The 21167-nt window shown below is 69.8% G+C and carries 18 protein-coding genes and 1 pseudogene; 14 read left to right on the top strand and 5 right to left on the bottom strand.

Annotated elements, in window-relative coordinates; translation table 11 throughout:
• Positions 1-2 precede the first annotated feature (2 nt).
• From ACFCXS_RS19375 to ACFCXS_RS19340, 8 genes are all read left to right on the top strand, one after another.
• Complete coding sequence (locus ACFCXS_RS19375; RefSeq protein ID WP_376644557.1) at positions 3-1187, top strand: cytochrome P450; 1185 nt, start codon at positions 3-5, stop codon at positions 1185-1187.
• A gap of 32 nt (positions 1188-1219) precedes the next feature.
• Positions 1220-1417 (top strand): ferredoxin, encoded by a 198-nt coding sequence (locus ACFCXS_RS19370; RefSeq protein ID WP_376644556.1) that lies wholly within the window; start codon positions 1220-1222, stop codon positions 1415-1417.
• A gap of 358 nt (positions 1418-1775) precedes the next feature.
• On the top strand, positions 1776-1865 hold the full coding sequence (gene kdpF / locus ACFCXS_RS19365) for a K(+)-transporting ATPase subunit F (protein ID WP_376644555.1): 90 nt from the start codon (positions 1776-1778) through the stop codon (positions 1863-1865).
• Positions 1866-1872: 7 nt separating this feature from the next.
• On the top strand, positions 1873-3537 hold the full coding sequence (gene kdpA, locus ACFCXS_RS19360) for a potassium-transporting ATPase subunit KdpA (protein ID WP_376644554.1): 1665 nt from the start codon (positions 1873-1875) through the stop codon (positions 3535-3537).
• Positions 3534-5660, top strand: a complete 2127-nt coding sequence (gene kdpB, locus ACFCXS_RS19355) for a potassium-transporting ATPase subunit KdpB (RefSeq protein ID WP_376644553.1) — start codon at positions 3534-3536, stop codon at positions 5658-5660. The genes kdpA and kdpB overlap by 4 nt, the downstream gene beginning before the upstream one ends.
• A gap of 5 nt (positions 5661-5665) precedes the next feature.
• Positions 5666-6352 (top strand): potassium-transporting ATPase subunit C, encoded by a 687-nt coding sequence (locus ACFCXS_RS19350; RefSeq protein ID WP_376644552.1) that lies wholly within the window; start codon positions 5666-5668, stop codon positions 6350-6352.
• 218 nt (positions 6353-6570) lie between these two features.
• Entirely contained in the window at positions 6571-6792 is a 222-nt protein-coding gene (locus tag ACFCXS_RS19345) for a CbtB-domain containing protein (RefSeq protein ID WP_376644551.1), read from the top strand.
• A 19-nt stretch (positions 6793-6811) separates the two neighbouring features.
• On the top strand, positions 6812-7570 hold the full coding sequence (locus ACFCXS_RS19340) for a CbtA family protein (protein WP_376644550.1): 759 nt from the start codon (positions 6812-6814) through the stop codon (positions 7568-7570).
• A 244-nt stretch (positions 7571-7814) separates the two neighbouring features.
• Here ACFCXS_RS19340 and ACFCXS_RS19335 read toward each other — a convergent pair whose 3' ends face one another.
• Entirely contained in the window at positions 7815-8576 is a 762-nt protein-coding gene (locus tag ACFCXS_RS19335; RefSeq protein ID WP_376644549.1) for a class I SAM-dependent methyltransferase, read from the bottom strand.
• A 369-nt stretch (positions 8577-8945) separates the two neighbouring features.
• Here ACFCXS_RS19335 and ACFCXS_RS19330 point away from each other — a divergent pair, with 369 nt between their 5' ends.
• The 3 genes and pseudogenes from ACFCXS_RS19330 (at position 8946) to ACFCXS_RS19320 (ending at position 11837) form a co-directional block, all read left to right on the top strand.
• Positions 8946-10709, top strand: a complete 1764-nt coding sequence (locus ACFCXS_RS19330; protein WP_376644548.1) for a lysyl oxidase family protein — start codon at positions 8946-8948, stop codon at positions 10707-10709.
• 369 nt (positions 10710-11078) lie between these two features.
• Positions 11079-11426, top strand: a pseudogene (locus ACFCXS_RS19325) (STAS domain-containing protein); the annotation flags it as partial.
• Between the two features lie 165 nt (positions 11427-11591).
• On the top strand, positions 11592-11837 hold the full coding sequence (locus ACFCXS_RS19320) for a hypothetical protein (RefSeq protein WP_376644547.1): 246 nt from the start codon (positions 11592-11594) through the stop codon (positions 11835-11837).
• A 59-nt stretch (positions 11838-11896) separates the two neighbouring features.
• On the opposite strand, the gene ACFCXS_RS19315 is transcribed toward ACFCXS_RS19320, so the two are convergent.
• The 3 genes from ACFCXS_RS19315 to ACFCXS_RS19305 all read right to left on the bottom strand — a co-directional run bounded on the left by ACFCXS_RS19315 (position 11897) and on the right by ACFCXS_RS19305 (position 16977).
• On the bottom strand, positions 11897-14356 hold the full coding sequence (locus ACFCXS_RS19315; protein ID WP_376644546.1) for a SpoIIE family protein phosphatase: 2460 nt from the start codon (positions 14354-14356) through the stop codon (positions 11897-11899).
• 117 nt (positions 14357-14473) lie between these two features.
• Positions 14474-15727, bottom strand: a complete 1254-nt coding sequence (locus ACFCXS_RS19310; RefSeq protein WP_376644545.1) for an SLC13 family permease — start codon at positions 15725-15727, stop codon at positions 14474-14476.
• A gap of 104 nt (positions 15728-15831) precedes the next feature.
• Positions 15832-16977, bottom strand: coding sequence for a PrpF domain-containing protein (locus ACFCXS_RS19305; RefSeq protein WP_376644544.1), 1146 nt, complete (start codon positions 16975-16977; stop codon positions 15832-15834).
• A 170-nt stretch (positions 16978-17147) separates the two neighbouring features.
• Here ACFCXS_RS19305 and ACFCXS_RS19300 point away from each other — a divergent pair, with 170 nt between their 5' ends.
• Positions 17148-18101: a LysR family transcriptional regulator gene (locus ACFCXS_RS19300; RefSeq protein WP_376644543.1), complete on the top strand. Its 954-nt coding sequence runs from the start codon at positions 17148-17150 to the stop codon at positions 18099-18101.
• 273 nt (positions 18102-18374) lie between these two features.
• Complete coding sequence (locus ACFCXS_RS19295) at positions 18375-19682, top strand: glucuronoxylanase (protein ID WP_376644542.1); 1308 nt, start codon at positions 18375-18377, stop codon at positions 19680-19682.
• 428 nt (positions 19683-20110) lie between these two features.
• On the opposite strand, the gene ACFCXS_RS19290 is transcribed toward ACFCXS_RS19295, so the two are convergent.
• Positions 20111-20440: a helix-turn-helix transcriptional regulator gene (locus ACFCXS_RS19290; RefSeq protein WP_376644541.1), complete on the bottom strand. Its 330-nt coding sequence runs from the start codon at positions 20438-20440 to the stop codon at positions 20111-20113.
• 104 nt (positions 20441-20544) lie between these two features.
• Between ACFCXS_RS19290 and ACFCXS_RS19285 the strand changes: the two genes are divergently transcribed.
• Positions 20545-20949, top strand: a complete 405-nt coding sequence (locus ACFCXS_RS19285) for an STAS domain-containing protein (RefSeq protein ID WP_376644540.1) — start codon at positions 20545-20547, stop codon at positions 20947-20949.
• Positions 20950-21167 lie beyond the last annotated feature (218 nt).

The following is a 21167-nucleotide window of genomic DNA, read 5'->3' as shown; positions in this document are numbered from 1 at the left end:
TCATGCCCATAGGTACGGAGATTCCCGTCTACCACCCCGATCTGTACTCGGCCTCGGCCATTCGCGACACGTATCCGCACTACGCCGCCCTGCGGGCACTCGGCCCCGTGGTCCGGCTGAGCAAGCACAAGGTCTACGCCCTGCCACGCTATGCCGAGTGCAAGCAGGTACTGCTGGACGACGACACCTTCGTCTCCTCGGGCGGTGTCGCCCTGAACCCCGTGGCCAACTGTGTGGGCCAGGGCACCACGCTGTTCAGTGACGGCGATGAGCACACCCGCCGCCGTGCCCTCCTCGGGCGCCGCCTCACTCCCAGGGCGCTGCGCACGATGCAGGACACGGTCGAGGAGCTGGCCGCCACCGTGGTCGCGGCCGCCGTCGCCCGCCGTACGGTCGATGCCGTCGAGGTCGCCACGGCTCTGCCGATGGCCGTCGTCCCCGATCTGGTCGGCTGGCCCCGGCAGGGCCGCGAGCACCTGCTGCGATGGGCCGGCGCCACCTTCGACGCCCTGGGTCCATTCAATCGCCAAGCGGTGCGCACCCTCCCTGCGTCCCTCGGCATGCTGCGCTACGCGCGCGGTGTCGTGCGCGACCGCTCCGTGCTGGACGGCAGTGTGGGGCACGACCTGCTGCGTGCCGCCGACGAAGGCCGCATCATGCCGGAGGAGTGCGCCACGATGATGATCGACTATCTGGCGCCGTCCCTCGACACCACGATCAGCGCCATCTCCAGCGCCCTGCACCTGTTCGCCACTCACCCCGAGCAGTGGGGCCTGCTGAAGGCGGACCCGGACCTCGTGCCGAAAGCGGTCAACGAGGTCGTCCGCTACGCATCTCCGATCCGCGCCTTCTCCCGGACCGCAGCCCACGACACGGAACTCGCGGGAGTCCCCCTGCCCAGGGGCTCCCGGGTGCTGGTCCTCTACGGCTCCGCCAACCGTGACCCGCTGGAGTGGGACGACCCGGACACCTTCGACATCCGCCGCAACGCCGCCCGCCAACTCGGCTTCGGGCAAGGCACCCACGGCTGTGCCGGCCAGGGCCTGGCCCGTATGGAGACCTCCGCCATGCTCCGGGCCCTGGTCGACCGCGTCGACCGCATCGAGGTGGCGGGCACACCCGAGTGGGCCCTGAACAACGTCATCCACCGCCTCGAGAGCCTGCCTCTCGAACTCATCCCCGCGTGAGTCCCACGCATGACCGTTGCGAGGACAGCACCATGAAGGTCTCCGTCGACCACGCGCGCTGCGAAGGCCACGGCCTGTGCGCCGAACAGGCCCCCGGCGTCTTCAGCCTGAACGACGACGCCGAACTCACCCACCACTTCGAAGGCGCAGAGATACCCGACGAGCATCGGACCGCCTCGCGCGCGGCCGCCGGCGCCTGCCCGGTCGGCGCCCTTCGAGTCGTGTCGTGACCGCACCCGAGTTGATCCTGAAGGACCCGGTAGCCGCGATGCCGTAGGAACGTGCAGGTCAGTGGCGTATGGGGTGGGACATCACAGTTCTGGGCGTTGGAGTGCACGTGCACACCGTGCGGGGGCCACGCTCACCCGTGTGGACCGGATGCCGTAAGAGGCCCGTCAAAGCCGGGGGCCTGGCCGTAAGGGAGTCGTCAACGGGTGCCCCTTTCCGGCCACAGAGGCGTTCTCCTCTAATCGTCCGCACCAACCGAACCTCACTCCAGGAGTTCGCGATGGCCGATCTGGCCTTCGTCGTCGTCACACTCGCGGGTTTCGCGCTCGTGGCCCTCGTCGCCAAGGGGGTGACGAAGCTGTGACCGTCGAGAACGTCGTCGGTCTGCTCGTGGCCGTCGCCCTGCTGGGCTATCTCGTCCTCGCCCTGATCTTCCCGGAGAGGTTCTGAGATCTTCATGGGCCCCGTACTCGCCGGCGTCCTCCAGCTGCTCGCCCTCATGGTGGCGCTGGCACTCGCCCACAAGCCCCTCGGCACCTACATGGCCAAGGTCTACTCCTCCGGCAAGCACTGGCGCGTCGAGAAGTGGATCTACAAGAGCATCGGCGCCGACCCCGACACACAGATGCGGTGGCCCGCGTACCTGCGCGGTGTCCTCGCCTTCTCGGCAGCCGGTGTGCTCTTCCTCTACCTGCTGCAGCGGCTGCAAGGTGTGCTGCCCGGCTCGCTGGGCTTCTCCTCGATCGACCCGGACCAGGCGTTCAACACGTCCGTGTCCTTCGTGACCAACACCAACTGGCAGTCGTACTACGGCGAGCAGGCCATGGGCCACGTCGTGCAGACCGCCGGGCTGGCCGTGCAGAACTTCGTCTCCGCGGCCGTCGGCATCGCGATCGCGGTCGCCCTGGTGCGCGGCTTCGCGCGGTCCCGCACCGGTGAGCTGGGCAACTTCTGGTCGGACCTGGTCCGCGGGGTCACCCGCGTTCTGGTGCCTGTGGCCTTCGTCGCGGCGATCGTGCTCGTCGCGTGCGGCGCGATCCAGAACTTCTCCGGGATCCACGAGGTCGGCCAGTTCATGGGCGGGCAGCAGCAGTGGAACGGCGGCGCGGTCGCCTCACAGGAGGCCATCAAGGAGCTGGGCACCAACGGCGGCGGCTACTTCAACGCCAACTCCGCCCACCCGTTCGAGAACCCGACCCCCTTCTCCAACCTTTTCGAGATCTTCCTGCTCCTCGTCATCCCCTTCGCCCTGACCCGCACCTTCGGGCTCATGGTCGGCTCCGTGAAGCAGGGCTACGCGATCCTCGCGACCATGGCCACCATCTGGCTGGGATTCACCGCCCTGATGATGTGGACCGAGTTCGCCCACCACGGCCCGGCGCTGCAGATCGCGGGCGGGGCGTACGAGGGCAAGGAGGTCCGGTTCGGGGTCGGCGGCTCGTCGATCTTCGCGGTGGCGACCACCCTGACGTCGACCGGCGCGGTGGACTCCTTCCACTCCTCGTTCACCGGCCTGGGCGGCGGAATCACCATGCTCGGCATGATGCTGGGCGAGATCGCGCCCGGCGGCACCGGCTCCGGTCTCTACGGCATGCTGATCATGGCGATCATCGCGGTGTTCATCGCCGGTCTGATGGTCGGCCGCACGCCCGAGTACCTGGGCAAGAAGATCGGCACCCGCGAGATCAAACTCGCGGCCTGCTACATCCTCATCACCCCGGCGCTCGTACTGATCCTGGCCGCCTTCGCGATGGCGCTGCCGACACCCGCGAACTCCATGACCAACAGCGGGGCGCACGGCTTCTCGGAGATCCTCTACGCCTACACGTCCGCCGCCAACAACAACGGCTCGGCCTTCGCGGGCCTGAACGCGGACACGCAGTGGTTCAACACCACACTCGGCATAGCGATGCTGCTCGGCCGCTTCCTGCCCATGGTCTTCGTCCTGGCACTGGCCGGTTCGCTCGCCGAACAGAAGCCCGTACCGGTCACCGCGGGCACCCTGCGCACGGAGAAGCCGCTGTTCACCGGACTCCTCGTCGGGGCGATCCTCGTCATCACCGGTCTGACGTACTTCCCGGCGCTCGCGCTGGGCCCGCTGGCCGAGGGGCTGGCGTCATGACCACCCGGACCGAAAGCACACAGATGTCCACCACCACACCGGCCCGGGCACCGCACAGCGACGTACCCACCGGGCGCAAGTCCCCCGAGGGCCGAGTCGGCGCGGGCCTCTTCGACCCCGCGCAGCTGCTGAAGTCACTGCCGGACGCCTTCCGCAAACTCGACCCGCGGGTGCTGGTCAAGTCCCCCGTGATGTTCGTCGTGTGGATCGGCTCGGTCCTGACGACCGTGTTCTCCTTCAAGGACCCGGGGGACTGGTTCGGCTGGGCGATCAGCGCCTGGCTGTGGCTGACGGTGGTCTTCGCCAACCTGGCCGAGGCCGTCGCGGAGGGCCGCGGCAAGGCCCAGGCCGACACCCTGCGCAAGGCCAAGACCGACACGGTCGCGCGCAGGCTGAACGGCCCTGCCGAGGAGCAGGTGCCCGGTACCGAGCTCAGGATCGGCGACCTGGTCGTCTGCGAGGCCGGTGACGTCATCCCCGGCGACGGAGACGTCGTCGAGGGCGTCGCGAGCGTCGACGAGTCGGCGATCACCGGTGAGTCGGCGCCGGTCATCCGGGAGTCGGGCGGCGACCGCAGTGCCGTCACCGGCGGGACGAAGGTGCTCTCCGACCGGATCGTCGTCAAGATCACGACGAAGCCGGGCGAGACCTTCATCGACCGGATGATCAACCTGGTCGAGGGCGCGGCACGGCAGAAGACGCCGAACGAGATCGCGCTGAACATCCTGCTCGCCTCGCTGACGATCGTCTTCCTGCTGGCCTGTGCCACGCTGCCGCCGTTCGCCGACTACGCGGGCACCCACCTGACGATGGTCGTCCTGGTCGCGCTGCTGGTCTGCCTCATCCCGACCACCATCGGCGCGCTGCTCTCCGCCATCGGCATCGCGGGCATGGACCGCCTGGTCCAGCGCAACGTCCTGGCCATGTCGGGAAGGGCCGTCGAAGCCGCGGGTGACGTCTCGACGCTGCTGCTCGACAAGACCGGCACCATCACCCTCGGCAATCGCCGGGCCGCCGAGTTCGTGGCGGTGGCCGGAGTGACGGACGACGAGGTCGCCGAGACCGCCCAGCTCTCCTCGCTGGCCGACGAGACGCCCGAGGGCCGCTCCGTCGTCGTGCTGGCCAAGGAGAAGTACGGACTGCGTGAGCGCCGGCAGGGCGAGCTCACGGGCGCCGAGTGGATCGGGTTCACCGCGCAGACCCGCATGTCGGGCGTCGACGTCGACGGGCGCAAGATCCGTAAGGGCGCCGCCGGTTCGGTCATCAAGTGGGTCGAGGAGCGCGGCGGCACGGTCGCCGACGACGCGGACGCAACCGCCGACCGGATCTCCGAGGCGGGCGGCACCCCGCTGCTCGTCGCGGTCGAGGACGCCGACGGCGCACGGGTGCTGGGCGTGATCCACCTCAAGGACGTCGTCAAGGACGGCATGCGCGAGCGGTTCGACGAGTTGCGCCGCATGGGCATCAAGACCGTCATGATCACGGGTGACAACCCGCTGACGGCCAGGGCCATCGCCGAGGAGGCCGGTGTCGACGACTTCCTCGCCGAGGCCACCCCCGAGGACAAGATGGCCCTCATCAAGCGGGAGCAGGAGGGCGGCAAGCTCGTCGCGATGACCGGCGACGGCACCAACGACGCCCCGGCCCTCGCGCAGGCGGACGTCGGCGTGGCCATGAACACCGGCACGTCGGCCGCCAAGGAGGCCGGCAACATGGTCGACCTCGACTCCGATCCGACCAAGCTCATCGAGATCGTCGAGATCGGCAAGCAACTCCTCATCACCCGGGGCGCGTTGACGACGTTCTCCATCGCCAACGACGTCGCGAAGTACTTCGCGATCATCCCGGCGCTGTTCGCCGCGGTCTACCCGGGCCTGGACAAGCTCAACATCATGGGCCTGTCCTCACCCGACTCCGCGATCCTGTCCGCCGTCATCTTCAACGCGCTGATCATCATCGCGCTGGTGCCGCTGTCCCTGCGGGGCGTGCAGTACCGGCCGGTGAGCGCCGACAAGCTGCTGCGCAGGAACCTGACCATCTACGGCGTCGGCGGGCTGATCGCCCCCTTCGTCGGCATCAAGCTCATCGACCTGCTCATCTCCCTCATCCCCGGGATCGGCTGAAGGCCATGAACAACTCCGTATCGAACACGGGCCGGTTGCTGTGGGCGGGGCTGCGGGCCCTGCTGGTGCTGACGCTGGTGACGGGCGTGATCTACCCGCTCGCCGTCACGGGCGTCGCACAGACCCTCTTCAACGACAAGGCCAACGGCTCGGAGGTCAAGGCGGACGGCAGGGTCGTCGGCTCCTCGCTCATCGGCCAGGCGTACAACCTGCCGCCGAAGAAAGGCCAAAAAACCCCCGAGCCGGACCTGAAGTGGTTCCAGGGCCGCCCGCAGAACGGCCTCGGCACCAACAACGTCAACACCCAGTACAAGCTGATCCTGTCCGGGGCGACCAACCGGTCGGCCGACAACAAGGACCTGATCGACTGGGTGACCACCGCGAAGGCCGCCGTCGTCAAGGACAACTCGGTGCCCGGCTACACGGTCGAGCCGTCCGAGGTGCCCGCCGACGCGGTGACGTCCTCCGGCTCCGGTCTGGACCCGGACATCTCCCCGGCCTACGCCGAGCTCCAGATCCACCGGGTCGCCGAGAAGAACGACCTGCCCGTCTCCCTGGTGCAGAAGCTGGTCGACCAGCACACCGAGGGCCGCACGCTCGGCTTCGCCGGGGAGCCCCGGGTGAACGTCCTGGAGCTCAACATCGCGCTCAAGGCACTCACCCGCGTTCCGCCACTGGTAAGCCTTCGGTAAGAACAGCTCCTCGCCCCTCGGCTCGGCATTGGTCATGTACCGGCCGAGGGGTACCGTCGCTCCGATATCGACGACGGCAGAACGGAAGCCGGTGAGAATCCGGAACGGTCGCGCCACTGTGTTCCACCCTCTGACAGCAGGGGGCGGAGAGTCAGACCCGTAGCCGTCGTCATGTGCACCACCGAGATGGGACGCGAACTCCCAGAGGAGGCCCTGCCATGGCGCAGCATGTCGCCCCGCCGACCGCCAACACCCCCGCTCTTCCCGCCAAGCTGCCGATCGGCGCGATCGCCCCCTGGGCGGTCTTCTTCGGCATCCTGATGCTGGTCCTGCTCTACTTCGTCGGCGCCGAGCAGGGCGCCACCTCGGTCGTCTCCGGCGAGGACGTCCACGAGTGGGTGCACGACGCCCGCCACCTGCTCGGCTTCCCCTGCCACTGACGCCGGGAGCCGACACCTCATGAACTCCACCATCGTAAGAAACCTGCTCGTGCGGGGCATGCTCGCCGGCCTCGGGGCCGGCGTGCTCGCGCTGGTCGTCGCCTACTTTCTCGGGGAGCCGAACGTCGACAAGGCGATCGGTTTCGAGCAGGCCCATGCCCCCGCGCACGAGCACGAGGCCGAACTCGTCTCCCGCGGCCTCCAGTCCACCGCCGGCCTGGCCACCGGTGTCCTGATCTACGGGGTCGCCTTCGGCGGTATCGCCGCCCTCGCCTACTGCTTCGCCCTCGGCCGAGTCGGCCGCTTCACCCCACGGGCCACCGCGCTGCTGCTGTCCGGCTGCGCACTGCTCGCCGTCTATGTCGTGCCGTTCCTGAAGTACCCGGCCAACCCGCCCGCCGTCGGCGACCCCGACACCATCGGCCAGCGGACCACCCTGTACTTCCTGATGATGGTGCTCAGCGTGCTCATCGCGGTCGCTGCGACGCTGCTCGGCAAGCGGCTCGCACCGAGGCTCGGCACCTGGCACGCCACCGTCGTCGCGGTGGCCGCGTTCGCCGTCGTGATCGGACTGGCGTACGGGTTCCTGCCGGTCGTCAACGAAGTCCCGAGCGACTTCCCGGCCACCGTGCTGTGGCGGTTCCGCCTGTCCGCGCTGGCCTTGCAGGTCACCCTGTGGGCGGGCTTCGGGCTCCTCTTCGGCGAACTGGCCGAACGGCTGCTGAACCCCGAGCCCGCTGCCGCGGCTGCGGCCTCGGCGGTGGCTGCTCCCGGCTGACCGAGACGCGATCACCTCCCGGACGGCGACAGGGAGTTGCCGCCCCGACGCCCTGGGGACGAGCCGAGCCGCGGCCTCGGCCGTCCGTCAGGGGGCCGCTGCCACACGCCGTATGTCGCGGCCCTCGAGGCGGCTGCGATCGCTACCAGGCGAAGGCTTCCGGAGACGGCCCCGGTCCCGGGAGGATCTCGTCCAGCCCGGCCAGCATGGGGCTGGAAGCTGGAAGCTGGACGAGGCAGAGTTGTCAGCCTGCCAGCCGAGCTTTCCAGATCTCCTCGCTGGGCCATTGCCGGGCCCAGGCGGCGGAAACCTCTGGATAGTCCCGCGCGGACCGGGGTGCCTGAATCTCGATCAGGTCCTCCACGACGAAGTCGCAGGCCCGCAGCAGACGGAGCATCTCACCGTGCGGCAGGACGAACTCCACGCGTTTGCCCCAGTCCAGCCGCGTCAGGCCGAACTGGCCCCGGGACAGAGTGGTGGATGCCGGCCCCTCGGGCGGTGAACACAGCGCGTACAGCGGTGAGTAGCGCGAGAACACAAGCCGGCCTCCAGGAACGAGAAGCCGGGCTGCCTCCGGGATCCACTTGTAGGGGTCGCACCACAGAGAGGCGCCGAACTCGCTGATCGCCAGGCCGAACGTGCTGTCCTCGTAGGGCACCTGCTCCGCATTGCCCAGGACGAGGGGGAAGTCGATGCCGAACTCCGCCTGCATCGCGCGTGCGGTGGCGAGCTGCTGCTCCGAGAGGTCGATCCCGACCGGGCGGGCCCCTGCTCTGGCCAGCCAAGCGGAAACGTAGGCCGTGCCACAGCCCAGCTCAATGGTGCGCATCCCTTCGATGCCGTCGGGAAGCAGGGAAACCCGCGACTCGGGGGTGGCCCACAATCCCCAGGACGGTTCCATCTGCGCCCAGTGATCACGGGCGAGCGGCCCGTGCCACGCAGCCGCCTCGTCATCCCAAAAACGTCGGTTCCGCTCCACGTGGTCCGCCGGACCGTCATGAGTCATGGAGACATACGATCGAGAATGCCGCTGCTGGAGCAACGGAATTTCCACGGCGCCGGTCTCCCCCGAGTCGGGCGGCCGGTACGACGGCCGGGTTCGCACCGCCGCGGACAGCCGCGTTCTTCGTGGTCGGGGCGGTCCGCTCCGGTCAGCGTGGCGGTGCCGACGTGACCCACGACCGGATCTCGTCACGGCAATGGCATTCGGCCAACCCTCCACCCCTTTGCGTCCTCGGACAACCGCGCGGCCGGTCGTTTCCCTCTCACAGCGCGGGCGGAGCGAAACGCCTCTCACATGACGGCCCCGGCCCGGACCTCGCGGACGTGCCGTGCCGCCTGCTTCCTTCTCACAGCACCGAAGGACGAGGTAACCATGACCAGAAGACGCACCGCTCGGCTGCGGCGGACGCTGCTCGCCGGCACCACGGCTGTCGCCGTGACAGCCGTCACCGCGGGCATCGTGGCCGCAGCGCAGGAGCCCGCGAAGGCCGCGAGGGGCCCGGAGCTGAGCCTCGTCGCGGCGACCACTTCGGTGACGCTCACCACCTGGAAGGAGGATCCGGGTGTGTACTTGGACCTCGGCACCTACCTCATCGCCGAGGGGGCGCCGCTGGACCTCAAGGTGACCCGGAAGTCCTACAAGGACCCGGTGACTGTCACTCAGACCGTGTACGAGGGAGGCAAGGCCGAGGCGAAGAAGCTGCCCACGGGCACCGTGAAGGACTTCTCCGGGCTGCCCGGCTTCTCGGAGATCACCCTCACCGACAAGGCAGGCAAGAAGGTCCTCACCCGCAGCGAGGATTTCTGCCCGAACAACGCCAGCGGCCGAGTGCGGCCCGACGCACCTTCGACCTCCAAGTATCCGGAGAGCTGTCCCACCAACCCCTTCACCCTCGGCTCCGTGTGGGGCGTCGAGAAGGGCTGGGCGGCCAACACCTACGGGGGCTCGTACAGCGAGCTGGTCCAGCTGCCGGCCGGTACCTATACGGCCAAGGTCGGTGTCGCCAAGAAGTACCGCGACCTGTTCGGCATCGCCGACAAGCCGGCCACGGTCAAGGTGACCGTGGTGGAACGAAGCGACGAGGACGAAGGCTCCACCGGGGCGGCGCCCCGCTCCGCGAAGGCCGGCGAGCACGCCGGGCACGCCGGGCACGGTGCCGGTCACCAGGCGCCGGCCGCGCACGCGGGTCACGGGCCGGGGCATGCCCCGACGCCCGCCGAGGCTGCCGCGCCGGTGACGAGCGGTGCGGGTCCGTCGTACAACGTGGGCCACGGTCCGCTGAAGGCCGCGCCGCCGGCCCTGCCGTGGGCGTTGAAGAAGAAGCAGCAGTCCGCACTGTCTCAGCAGGCCCGGGACACCGGCGGCCAGACCGACGGTTCGCGTCAGGCGCCCGCTCTCGAACCGCTGTCGAAGAGGCCCACCGGCAAGGCCTCCGTCCCGGACGTCCCCAAGCCCGACCTGCGCTCGCTGCCGGCCTACGGCATCATCATCAGCGACGGCGAAAAGGACATCCCGGGCAAGGACTACCTGGCGTTCAGTGCCAACGTCTGGAACGCCGGCCCGGCGCAGCTCGTGGTCGACGGGTTCCGCTCGCCCGGCAAGGACAAGATGGACGCCTTCCAGTACTTCTACGACGCCAAGGGCAAGCAGGTCGGCTACACCCCGACCGGCACCATGGAGTGGGACCCGCGCCCGGGGCACGTGCACTGGCACTTCACCGACTTCGCCAGCTACCGGCTGCTGAAGGCCGACAAGAAGGAAGCCGTGCGCAGCGGCAAGGAAGCGTTCTGCCTGGCCAACACCGACGCGATCGACTACACGGTGAAGAACGCCAACTGGCACCCGTACAACACGGATCTGGCCACCGCCTGCGGCGAGGAGAACTCGATCTCCGTCCGCGAGGTGCTGGACGTCGGCTCGGGTGACACGTACACCCAGGACCTGCCGGGCCAGTCGTTCGACATCACCGGCGTGCCCAACGGCACCTACTACATCCAGGTGCTGGCCAACCCCGCGAAGCGGCTGAAGGAAACCAACCTCGACAACAACAGCGCCCTTCGCAAGATCGTGCTCGGCGGCGAGCCGGGCAAGCGGACGGTCACCGTGCCGGCGCACGATCTGGTGAACGCCAACTGACCCCTCCGCACGACGGCTGGAACGTCCCCGCCCGAGCCGGGCGGGGACACGGCTCTCTGAGCCTGCGGTTCCCTTCGGGGACGTCGACCGGGGGCTGGTCTCCGTCGCGGACGGCCCTGACACGGGCCTCAGCATGCTGCAACCCCGGCATCGGGTCCTGCTTCCGCAAGTGGCGCGGAGCGGCCATGGTTCCCTCGGAACACAGGAGCGCCTCAACGGCCGCGACCAGCGGATCGGGTGGCCGGACGCCCCTGATCCGTCGGAGGCAGAGACCTTCCTGGCACTGCGCCTCGAGACCGGCCGGGTCCCGTGCGACCCCGCCGGCCTCTCCCACGACGTCGGGGTAGAGTTGCTGATCGTCACGGCGGCGGCACCATCACGGCCATGGTGATCTTCGCCAAGCGCGTCGCGCACCTCGCCCAAGTCACCCCGGTCGTCGACCCCGACGGCACCACGGTCGTCTACCGGGTCACGGGTGAGCTGTTCTTCGCCTCCTCCAACGACCTGGTCACGCGGTTCGACTACGCCACGGACCCTGACAAGATCGTCATCGACCTGTCCGAGACCCACATCTGGGACGCCTCCTCCGTCGCCGCCCTCGACGCGATCGAGACCAAGTACGCTCAGCGCGGCAAGGACGTCGAGATCATCCGGCTGAACCAGCCCAGTGCCCGGATCCACCAGAAGCTCAGCGGCGAACTCACCGGCAGCCACTGACCTCCAGTGCCGAAATCGCAGAGGGCCCCGGCCGGTCGGACGCTGCAACACCAACAGCGTCCGACCTGCCGGGGCCCTCGCGGTTCCGCCCGAGAGCGCAACGCCGCCCTCGTCTCGCCCTGGTGAAGGACCGGCCATACGGAAGGCGGGGAAGCGTCGGACGACATGCCACTCGTCGTAGGCCGCTGGAACGCCATGCGAGCGGGGACGAACGTCGCCCCGGCGATGCAGGCGAAGGCTGCGGCTCCCATGCACCCCATGGTCACAACCGGCACCAGCGTCTTCGGTACCCGCAGCGCCGTGCCCATGGTGGTGGTGATGAGCACCTTCCTGGCCCTGACGACCGCCGCGGCGATCATCTGCCGACAGCAGGGCCGGGCGGAAGCCCGAGTGGCCTCTGCTGGGCACTGATACCGAATCGGACGGCTGCGGGGGGGGGAGAGAGAGAGAGACCGTCCGCGGGTCGGCTCTCAGTGCCGCTCGGGCTGGGGGAGGGACTGCGCGCACCAGATCGTCTTGCCGTCGGTGGTGTGCCGGGTGCCCCACCCCTGGGTGAGCTGGGCGACGAGCAACAGGCCGCGGCCGCCCTCGTCGAACGCGCGGGCCCGGCGCATGTGCGGGGCGGTGTTGCTGGCGTCGGAGACCTCGCAGATCAGGGAGGAGTCGCGAATCAGCCGCAGCCTGATGGGCGGCTCGCCGTATCTGATGGCGTTGGTCACCAGCTCGCTGACGACCAGTTCGGTGACGAACACCGCCTCTTCCAGGCCCCAGGCGTCCACCTGGTCGACGGCGAGCTTTCTGGCATGCGGCACCTGCGCGGTGTCGGGCTCGACCTCCCAGTCGGCGACGTGGCGGGGATCCAGCGCGTGGGTGCGAACGAGAAGCAGGGCCGCGTCATCGGCGCGGCGCCGCGGAAGCATGGTGTCCATCACCGTGTCGGACAGGGCCTCCAGCGAGGTGGTGGGGTGGTTCAGTGCCCGCTGGAGTTCCGCGGTGCGCTGGTCGACGTCGTGCTCGCGGCTTTCCACCAGTCCGTCGGTGTAGAGGGCGAGCAGGCTGCCCTCGGGCAGTTCGAGCTCGGCGGCCTCGAACGGCAGCCCACCGACGCCGAGCGGCGGCCCCGGATGGACCGGCACAGGGGCTCGGGTGCCGTCCTGCGAGATGATCAGCGGCAGGGGATGGCCGGCGCTCGCCAGCGTGAGGTGCCGGGAGACCGGGTCGTAGACGGTGTAGAGGCAGGTGGCCCCGGACTCGCCGGCCGGCTGGAAGTGGCCCTCGGGCTGCAGGTCGCTCGCCAGGTGGAGGACCAGGTCGTCCAGGTGGGTCAGCAGTTCGTCCGGTGGCAGGTCGACGTCGGCCAGGGTGCGTACCGCCGTCCGCAGCCTGCCCATGCTGGCCGAGGCGTGCAGGCCGTGACCGACGACATCGCCGACGACCAGGGCGACCCGGGCGCCGGACAGCGGAATGACGTCGAACCAGTCACCGCCCACTTCCGTACCGGTCCCGCCGGGCAGGTAGCGCGAGGCCACCTCGACCGCCTCCTGGTTCGGCAGCACTTGTGGCAACAGGGTGCGTTGCAGGGTCAGCGCGGTGGTGCGCTCGCGCGAGAACCGGCGGGCGTTGTCGATGGCGACGGCCGCCTTGGCGGTCAGCTCCTCGGCGAGGATCAAGTCGTCGGCGGTGAACGCCTCGGGCCGGTCGACGCGGGAGAAGGCGACGACGCCGAGCAGCGCGCCGCGCGCCCGGAGCGGCACGGTGATCCGGCCCGTCAGCCCGTCCGCGGCGATGGACTCGTCGATCACCGGGTTGCCCGGGGGCCAGTGGGCCGGGTCGGCTGCGAGTCCGGGCCCGAAGGCCCACTCGCCGCCCTGGCCGGGCTCGACGGAGAGCTCGACCGTGGACCTGCCGGCAGCCATGCAGCGGGCGGCGACGGAACCGGCCGCGTGCGTGACCGGTGCCGTGACCCCCGGAGCCCGGTCGGCGCCCACCTTCGTGCTGTGCTGGGCCGCTCGGCAGAGCCGGATGGTCTCGCCGGGGGAGAACTGGGCACCTGAGGGCGGTTCCTCGCCGCGCAGGACCTCGTCGAAGAGGTCCACGCTGACGAGGTCGACGAATCCCGGCACCGGGGTCCTGGCCAGTTCCTGGGCGGTGCCGATCACGTCGAGTGTCCGGCCGATGCCACCACTGGCCTCGTTGAGGATGAGCAGGCGTTGCCGAGCCCAGTACTCGGCGCTCATGTCGAATCCCCAGTTGGCGATCGCGCGGACCCTGCCCTCGGCATCCCGGACGGGCCAGATGCTGGTGGCCCAGGCGTTGGCGTAGTCGCTGCCGCGCGGCCGGAAGACCGTGATGAGACGCGTGGGCTCGCCCGTCCTCGCCACCTGGGCGAGCGCGTCGGTGTAGGGCTTGTCGTCCCTCTCGGGAAACAGCGAGCGGTCGAACTCGGGAAGCACCTCGCGGTACTTCCTGCCGAGCACCTGCTCCTCGGAGTGCGCGATCACCCGGCCCGAGGAGGCGTTGATCCACAAAAACCGCAGCTCGAGGTCGTAGACGCCCAGAGCGAAGGGAGACTGCTCGAAGGCCCGGTCGGCGATCACCGGGCGGCGTCCCCAGCGCTGCATGGTCACCACATGGCCCAGCGCCCGCTCGTCGGGCCCCTCCAGCGGATGGGCCGTCACCACGGCGTCCACCACGGAGCCGTCCCGGTGGCGTAGCAGGAGGAACCCCGTCGGGCCGGGGCCGGCACCGTAGCCCTCGGGGAAGCCGGGCGGCGGGGGATCGACCAGCAGATCGGTCAGGAGGTGCCCGACGGTGTCCTCCGCCGTCCAGCCCAGCAGCAGCCGGCCCCCCTCACTCCAGCCGCTCACGATGCCGTCCGGGCCCACCACGACAGCGGCCGTGGGGGCATCCTGCTTGCCGTCCGTCTCCACGTATCACGCCTCCGTCCGGATTGCCGTGCCCGTCGGGGCTGGTCTCCAGCGGTAGCTTCCAGCCTAGGTCGGCCCCCGCCGCACGGCGCTCCAGGCCCCGGTGCCGTCCGCGAGGCGCTACGACCAGGGCAGGACCAGCGCGCCCCAGGCGACGACGGGGCCGAGGGCGACGATTCCGCCGGTGTAGCCGATGACCTGGCGGTAGAAGCGGCGGGGATCCACCCCGCGGGCGTTGCTGAGGACGAGCGCGCCGTTGGTGGAGAAGGGCGAGGTGTCGACGATCGTCGTGGAGACGGCGAGAGCGGCGATCAGCCCGGCGGCGCTGAGGTGGCTGGAGAGCAGCAGCGGTACGGCGATCGGGATGATCGCGGTGAGGATCGCGGTGGAGGAGGCGAAGGCGGACGTGATGGCCACGGTGAAGCACAGCAGCAGGGCGACGGCGACCGGTGCGCCCAGGCCCGCCGCGTGCTCGGAGATGTTCTCGATGATGCCGGCCTTCTCCAGCATGGCGATGTAGGTCATCATGCCCGCGACCAGCAGCAGCGTGGACCAGCTGACGCCCTCCACGGCCTTCTCCTGGCGCTTCATGTCCACCAGGGCCAGCAGGGCACCGGCCCCGAGGGCGAGGAATCCGATCTCCAGATGGAAGCCGAGGGCGCCGATGACGAGGGCGGCCAGGCAGGCGAGGGTGAGCCATTGACGCCAGTCGGGCCTGCCGGACACGGCGAGGTCCCGGTCCTCGGCCGCTTCCGCCGAGTCCTCGGCCGCCGGGACGGTCCGCTTGGCCAGCAGCACGTAGGTGAGTGCCGAGAGCACCAGGTTGATCAGGAAGCTGGCGCTGAACAGCGTCACCGCGGAGATGTGCAGTTCGGTCTTGTCGACCAGGCCGAGCACCAGCGCACCGGACACCGCGAGCGGGGAGAACGCGCCCGCGTGCCCGCCGCTGATCACCATCATGCCCACGACCAGCGGGTTGAGCTTGTAGCGGTAGGCGAAGTTCATGCCGATCGGCGCGAGGATCGCGACCGCGGCGGGAGTGAACGTGCCGAACGCCGTCAGCAGCGCGGCCACCAGGAACAACACCCACGGGATGAGGGCGACCTTGCCGCGCACCAGCCGTACCCCGGCCGCGACGAGCCGGTCGATGGTGCCGTTGCGGCGGGCGACGGAGAACAGGTAGGTGACCCCGACGATGGTCACGAAGAGCTTCGCCGGGAACCCCTCGAAGATCTCGTCCTCGGTGAGGCCGAGCGAGGCGGTGCCGACCGCGAAGGTGGCGACGAAGGCGAGGATGCCCAGGTTGATCGGCAGCACCGTGCCGATCACGAACATCACCAGCAGCGCGCCTATGGAGATCACTTCAGCAGACATCTTCGTCCTTGGTGCGATGGGGGAGGGGCGCGCCCCGGGGGCGCGAGGGTGTCCCGGTGCGGACGGCTGGGGGACCGGCCGACCGAGGTGATGTCCGTCCCGGTTCAGGCGGCTTGCGTGCGGCCGGTTCCCGGGACATGGACGCGGCCGGTTTCCGGGACGTAGATGCGGGCGTCGGCGAGCAGCCGAGCCGCGCGTTGCACGGTGACCCGCCGCGGCAGGCCGTCCCGCAGGTCGGTGCAGCGGACCGCGACGACGCCGGCGGGGGTGCCCAGACGCAGCCATTCGTCGGTCGGGCCGCCCAGGGTCCGGCGGACCACGGAGTCCCCGACGAGCCCGGCCGCCGCGACGGCGACGGCGGAGGTCAGGCCGATCGCGGGGTGCGGGGCGTTCATGCTGAGCATGCGCACCGAGACGTCGTGGTCCTCGGCGGCCACCCGCTCCCCGAGGGTGGTGGTGTAGGGCCCCGGGGGGCCCACCAGTCCCACCTTGGGCACCGCGTCGCCGGGTTGCGCACCCGGTTCGACCAGCCCCATGAGCGGTGCGGCGGCATGACGGACGGTGCGCAGCCAGGGCACGTCCGCGGACATCCGCTCCAGTGACTCGGCGCCGGTGCGTCCGGCGCCGAGGGCGTCGACGAGGACGACGGGTGCTCCGGCGTCCACCATGCTCACCCGTACCGGCTCGGCGGCAGTGACCGGCAGGTCCTGCGAGGCCTGCCCGGTGGGCAGGAGCGAACCGGTGGTGCCGCCCGCCGGATCGCGGAAGGTGAGGCCGACGGCGACCCCGCCGGCCCGGGTGCCGGGTACGGTCTGGCGGCCGAAGTGGTGCACGACGCCACCGGTGGTGTCGACGAGCCCTTCGAGGACCGCGCCGGTGTTGGTGTTGCGCATCACCACACGAGTGCGGTCGCCGGTGATCGCCACCATGCCCTTCGCGACGGCGTACAGCGCGACCCCCGTGGCGCAGTTGCCGCAGTTGCTGGTCCACTCGACCGAGCCCGTGCCGATGCCCACCTGGGCGAAGAGATAGTCCACGTCCACCCCGGGTTCGGCAGCGGCGCCGACCACCGCCGCCTTCGACGTGGTGGGGGTCGCCCCGCCCACACCGTCGAGTTCCACGGGATCGGTGGCGCCGTACGCGGCGACCAGCAGCTTCTCCAGGTCGTCACGGCCGGCGGGGACGTCGACCTGGTTGAACAGCCAGCACTTGCTGGTGCCGCCACGCACCAGGGTCGCGGGAGTGTGCACTCTGAGCTCTTCCTTGATCGACGAAGGGGGAGGGAAGGGCCGAGGCGGTGGTGTCGGGCGCATTGCGGGCCGGTGAACCGCTCGGCGATTGCGGAGACCTTCGCAGAGGGCTGACTTCGGAACAATCGCAGTTCGCTACAGGTGGGTTTAGCTCAGCTAAAGTCGCAGGCATGCTGAACGTGCGCCGACTGCTGCTGCTCACCGAGGCCACCGAACGCGGGTCCCTCACCGCCGCGGCGGAAGCCCTGGGCATGACCACGTCCGCCGCCTCCCAGCAGATGTCCCTGCTGGAGCAGGAGGCCGGACAGCCCCTGATCGAGCGGCTGCCACGCGGGATCCGCCCCACCCCGGCGGGTGCCGCGCTGGCCGGGCGCGGTCAGGCGATCCGCCGTGAACTGCGCGCGGCGCAAGCCGACCTGGACTCCTTCACGGCCCTCGACCAGGGCACTTTGCGGCTGGGTTCCTTCCCCACGGCCAGCGCGTCCCTGCTGCCGCTCGCTCTCACCCGCTTCCGGCGTCGTCACACCGGCATCCGCATCGAGGTACGCGCCGGGGTCCTCGCCGAGCTCCGCGAGATGCTGCACACCGGGGAGGTGGAGCAGGGGCTGCTCTGGGACTACGAGTGGAACCGCCTCGACGATCCGGCGCTCTCCCTCACCCACCTCCTGGACGACCCCACGGTGCTGGTCGTCCCCGCCGACTCACCCCTTCGCAACCGTCCCTCCGTGCGCCTCGGTGACCTCGCCGACCAGGAGTGGATCATCCGCGCCGACAACCACCCCGTCGCCGACGTCCTGCGCCGGAGCTGCCGCCAGGCGGGCTTCGAGCCGCACATCGCCTACTCCTCGCACGACTACCAGGAGGCGCAGGCCATGGTCGCCGCCGGGCTCGGCATCGCGCTCGCCCCCCGCCTGGCCCTCACCAGCCGGCGCAGCGACGTACGTCTCCTGCCCTTCGCCTCCGACGTACCGGCTCCCACCCGCCGCATCCTGCTCGCCCGCGCCACGGCCCGCCCCGCCACTCCACCCGCCCAGGCGATGGCCCGTGTCCTGCGCACGGTGGCGCAGCGGTTCACGGCCCCCGGCCTGCACCGGGCCCAACTCGGTGCGGTACGGCGCGGCTGAGCACGGGTCCGGCCTCGGACCTCCGGTGACTGCGGACACGCAGCGGCCGAGCCCGAGGAGCCCGCGCGGCCTGCGTACAACCGGTTCCCCGAAGTCTTGACGATGCAAGAGCGGAAGTCTTGACGATGCAAGAGCGCGCACCTACGTTCCCTACACCGCTCCCGATCGGTCGATCTCCCGAAACTTTCGCTGCGGCGGGAGCGCTCCCACGCCCCGTCCGGGCGAACAGAGCAGACGCCCGGACGAGCGACGCCCCTCTGTGAAGGAGGAACCATGCCGTTACACCGCAAGGGATCCAGCACCACAGGGCCCGAATCTCCAGGTCGTCGTGCCCTTCTGGCGACGATGGGCGCGCTGCCCGTCCTCGCGGCCGCGACACCGGCCGTCGGGGCACCTCGCACCCCGTCCGTCGCGGCCGCGGTGACCGTCGACCCGTCGGCGACGCGGCAGACGATCCGGGGATTCGGCGGCATGAACCACCCCCTGTGGATCGGCGACCTGACACCCGCTCAGAGGGACACGGCCTTCGGCAACGGCGAAGGGCAGCTCGGCTTCTCGGTGCTGAGAATCTTCGTCTCGGAGGACCGGGCCAACTGGAACCGCGAAGTCGCCACCGCCAAGCGTGCGATCGAACTCGGGGCGACCGTCTTCGCATCGCCCTGGAACCCGCCCGCGAACATGGTCGAGACGTTCGTCCACGGCCAGCAGACCAACGCGAAGCGGCTCCGGTCCACCATGTACGGCGCCTACGCACAGCACCTGAACGACTTCGTCGGCTTCATGCGGAACAACGGAGTGAACCTGTACGCCATCTCCGTGCAGAACGAGCCCGACTACGCTCACGACTGGACGTGGTGGACCCCGGGCGAGATGACCAGGTTCCTGCGGGAGAACGCCGGCTCGATCAGCACCAAGGTCATCGCCCCCGAGTCCTTCCAGTATGTGAAGAGCTTCTCGGACCCGATCCTCAACGACGCCAGAGCACTCGCCAACGTGGACATCCTCGGGGCCCACCTCTACGGCACACCGTTCCAGAACTTCCCCTACCCCCTCTTCAAGCAGAAGGGAGGGGGCAAGGAACTGTGGATGACGGAGGTCTACTACCCCAACAGCAGCGACTCGGCCGATCTCTGGCCCCAGGCACTCGGCGTGGCGGAGCACGTCCACCGCGCGATGGTGGACGCCGAGTTCCAGGCCTACGTGTGGTGGTACATCCGGCGCGGCTACGGACCCATGCGGGAGGACGGCCGGATCAGCAAGCGCGGTGCCGGCATGGCGCACTTCTCCAAGTTCGTCCGACCGGGGCACGTGCGCATCGCGGTGACGCCGAATCCCGCGCCCAACGTCTTCGTCTCGGCGTACAAGGGGAGCGGTTCCCGGCTGGTCATCGTCGCCGTCAACAAGGGAACCTCCGGTGTGAGCCAGCAGTTCGTCCTGCAGAACAACACCTCGTCCGGTGTGTCGTCCTGGCTGACGGACGCCGGCAGGAATCTCGCGGCCCAGAACAGGATCACCGTGTCGAACGGCTCCTTCACCGGTCAGCTTCCCGCTCAGAGCGTGACGACCTTCGTCACCGGGTGAGGATCCGCCCGCCGTCTTCCCGCATCCCGAGGTGAGGGACGCGAGGGGGCCGGCGGCGACCGCGCGCACGGCCCGGCCGCGGCACTGCGCGCCGGGCCGGTGGCCGCCTCGACGCGCCCCGGGGCCGTTTCGACGCGCGCACGCCCCCCTTACCGGCGGGCGCCCGGCGCTCCACGCGCCGGGCGCCTCCCGATCCGGTTCAAGTGCCGTGTCCTGTCCGGCTCTTGATCGTTCCAAGTGACGTGCAGTCGAGCGCTGCCGGGGCCCGGGGCGCGGGCAGGACGGTTGCCGCCGCCTTACTCACGGTGCTGCCGGCCGGGGACTGTGCCGGGCCGTCACAACCTGCGTTGCCGGGGGCTTCGCGCTTCGCCCGGGCCCCGAACGTGTGAGCCGGTGATCGAGCGCGATCCCGGAGCCCGGCAGGGCGGTTAGCGGGCGACGGGCTTCCCGACTCGGGCGGACTCGTCCTGCAGGAGCAGGGAGAGCAGGGAGGCCACGGGCAGGCCCGCTTCGGCCGGGTGGCGCAGCACCTTGTCCGGTTCGATGCGGTAGATGTTCGTGCGCCCGTCCCGGGTGTGGGAGAGATAACCGTCCTGCTCCAGATCGGCGATGATCCGCGAGACGGCACGTTCCGTCAGACGGCAGCGGGCAGCGATGTCGCGGATGCGGACGTTCGGGTTGTCGGCAATGACTGCCAGTACGCGCGCGTGGCTGGTGATGAACGTCCATCCGCTGTGGGACTCGGGCACTCCGACCATGCGCAGCATTTTAGAGGAGCCCGTTGCCGGAACGTAGATACGTGACATACTTTTCATGCAACATATGACGTGCTCCCCTCGGGGGATCCACAGAAGGACTGACCATGCCCTGGGACGAGGCCGGCGCGCCGGCGCTCACGCGCGACGCCGGCGCCGAGACGCGGCCGGAACAGCCCGCCGTGCCTGCCTCGGAAGGGGCCGCGGTGCTGCGGTACGAATGGCGGGGGGCCTGGGTCGTCATCGCCCGCGGCGCCTACGACATGGATTCGATCACGCCATTGGCGGACGCGCTCTCGGTCGCGGTCAGGAAGCATCCGAAGGTGATCCTGGACGCCTCCGGCATCACTTTCGCCGACTCGGCCCTGCTGAATCTGCTGATCCTCACCCACCAGGCGGGCACCCTGCGGGTCGTGGCGCCCTCGGCGCAGCTGCGGCGGCTCTGCGAGATCACCGGAGTCGACGCCCTCCTGGAGATCCGGGACTCCGTGGACACCGCCGCCGTCTCCTGAGCCGGCCGGCCTCACTTCCGTGGCGCTTCCCCGGTCGGCCTGCCCGCGCCGCCGAAGGGTTCGAGGCTCGCTGACGCAGTTCGGCCGAGGATGGTTGCTCCTGCTTTGTTCAGGGCTTGAAACGTGGGTTAACCTGCGGCGTATTTCCACATCGCATACACAACTGTGACCGTGGAACACGCTTGCACGACAACCGGGCCGCACATCGGTCCGGGGGG

It is taken from the genome of Streptomyces sp. NPDC056373, from assembly GCF_042262425.1.
In the GTDB taxonomy this organism is placed as follows: Bacteria; Actinomycetota; Actinomycetes; order Streptomycetales; family Streptomycetaceae; genus Streptomyces.
Note: the sequence above shows the minus strand (reverse complement) of the source record. Positions and strands in the feature narration are given on the sequence as shown.

What these genes read in the sequence shown, in the direction of transcription:
- ACFCXS_RS19375 (WP_376644557.1), top strand. Translation starts at nt 3, where the DNA reads ATGCCCATAGGTACGGAGATTCCCGTCTACCACCCCGATCTGTACTCG.
- ACFCXS_RS19370 (WP_376644556.1), top strand. Translation starts at nt 1,220, where the DNA reads ATGAAGGTCTCCGTCGACCACGCGCGCTGCGAAGGCCACGGCCTGTGC.
- kdpA (WP_376644554.1), top strand. Translation starts at nt 1,873, where the DNA reads ATGGGCCCCGTACTCGCCGGCGTCCTCCAGCTGCTCGCCCTCATGGTG.
- kdpB (WP_376644553.1), top strand. Translation starts at nt 3,534, where the DNA reads ATGACCACCCGGACCGAAAGCACACAGATGTCCACCACCACACCGGCC.
- ACFCXS_RS19350 (WP_376644552.1), top strand. Translation starts at nt 5,666, where the DNA reads ATGAACAACTCCGTATCGAACACGGGCCGGTTGCTGTGGGCGGGGCTG.
- ACFCXS_RS19345 (WP_376644551.1), top strand. Translation starts at nt 6,571, where the DNA reads ATGGCGCAGCATGTCGCCCCGCCGACCGCCAACACCCCCGCTCTTCCC.
- ACFCXS_RS19340 (WP_376644550.1), top strand. Translation starts at nt 6,812, where the DNA reads ATGAACTCCACCATCGTAAGAAACCTGCTCGTGCGGGGCATGCTCGCC.
- ACFCXS_RS19335 (WP_376644549.1), bottom strand. Translation starts at nt 8,576, where the DNA reads ATGACTCATGACGGTCCGGCGGACCACGTGGAGCGGAACCGACGTTTT.
- ACFCXS_RS19330 (WP_376644548.1), top strand. Translation starts at nt 8,946, where the DNA reads ATGACCAGAAGACGCACCGCTCGGCTGCGGCGGACGCTGCTCGCCGGC.
- ACFCXS_RS19320 (WP_376644547.1), top strand. Translation starts at nt 11,592, where the DNA reads ATGCCACTCGTCGTAGGCCGCTGGAACGCCATGCGAGCGGGGACGAAC.
- ACFCXS_RS19310 (WP_376644545.1), bottom strand. Translation starts at nt 15,727, where the DNA reads ATGTCTGCTGAAGTGATCTCCATAGGCGCGCTGCTGGTGATGTTCGTG.
- ACFCXS_RS19300 (WP_376644543.1), top strand. Translation starts at nt 17,148, where the DNA reads ATGCTGAACGTGCGCCGACTGCTGCTGCTCACCGAGGCCACCGAACGC.
- ACFCXS_RS19295 (WP_376644542.1), top strand. Translation starts at nt 18,375, where the DNA reads ATGCCGTTACACCGCAAGGGATCCAGCACCACAGGGCCCGAATCTCCA.
- ACFCXS_RS19290 (WP_376644541.1), bottom strand. Translation starts at nt 20,440, where the DNA reads ATGGTCGGAGTGCCCGAGTCCCACAGCGGATGGACGTTCATCACCAGC.
- ACFCXS_RS19285 (WP_376644540.1), top strand. Translation starts at nt 20,545, where the DNA reads ATGCCCTGGGACGAGGCCGGCGCGCCGGCGCTCACGCGCGACGCCGGC.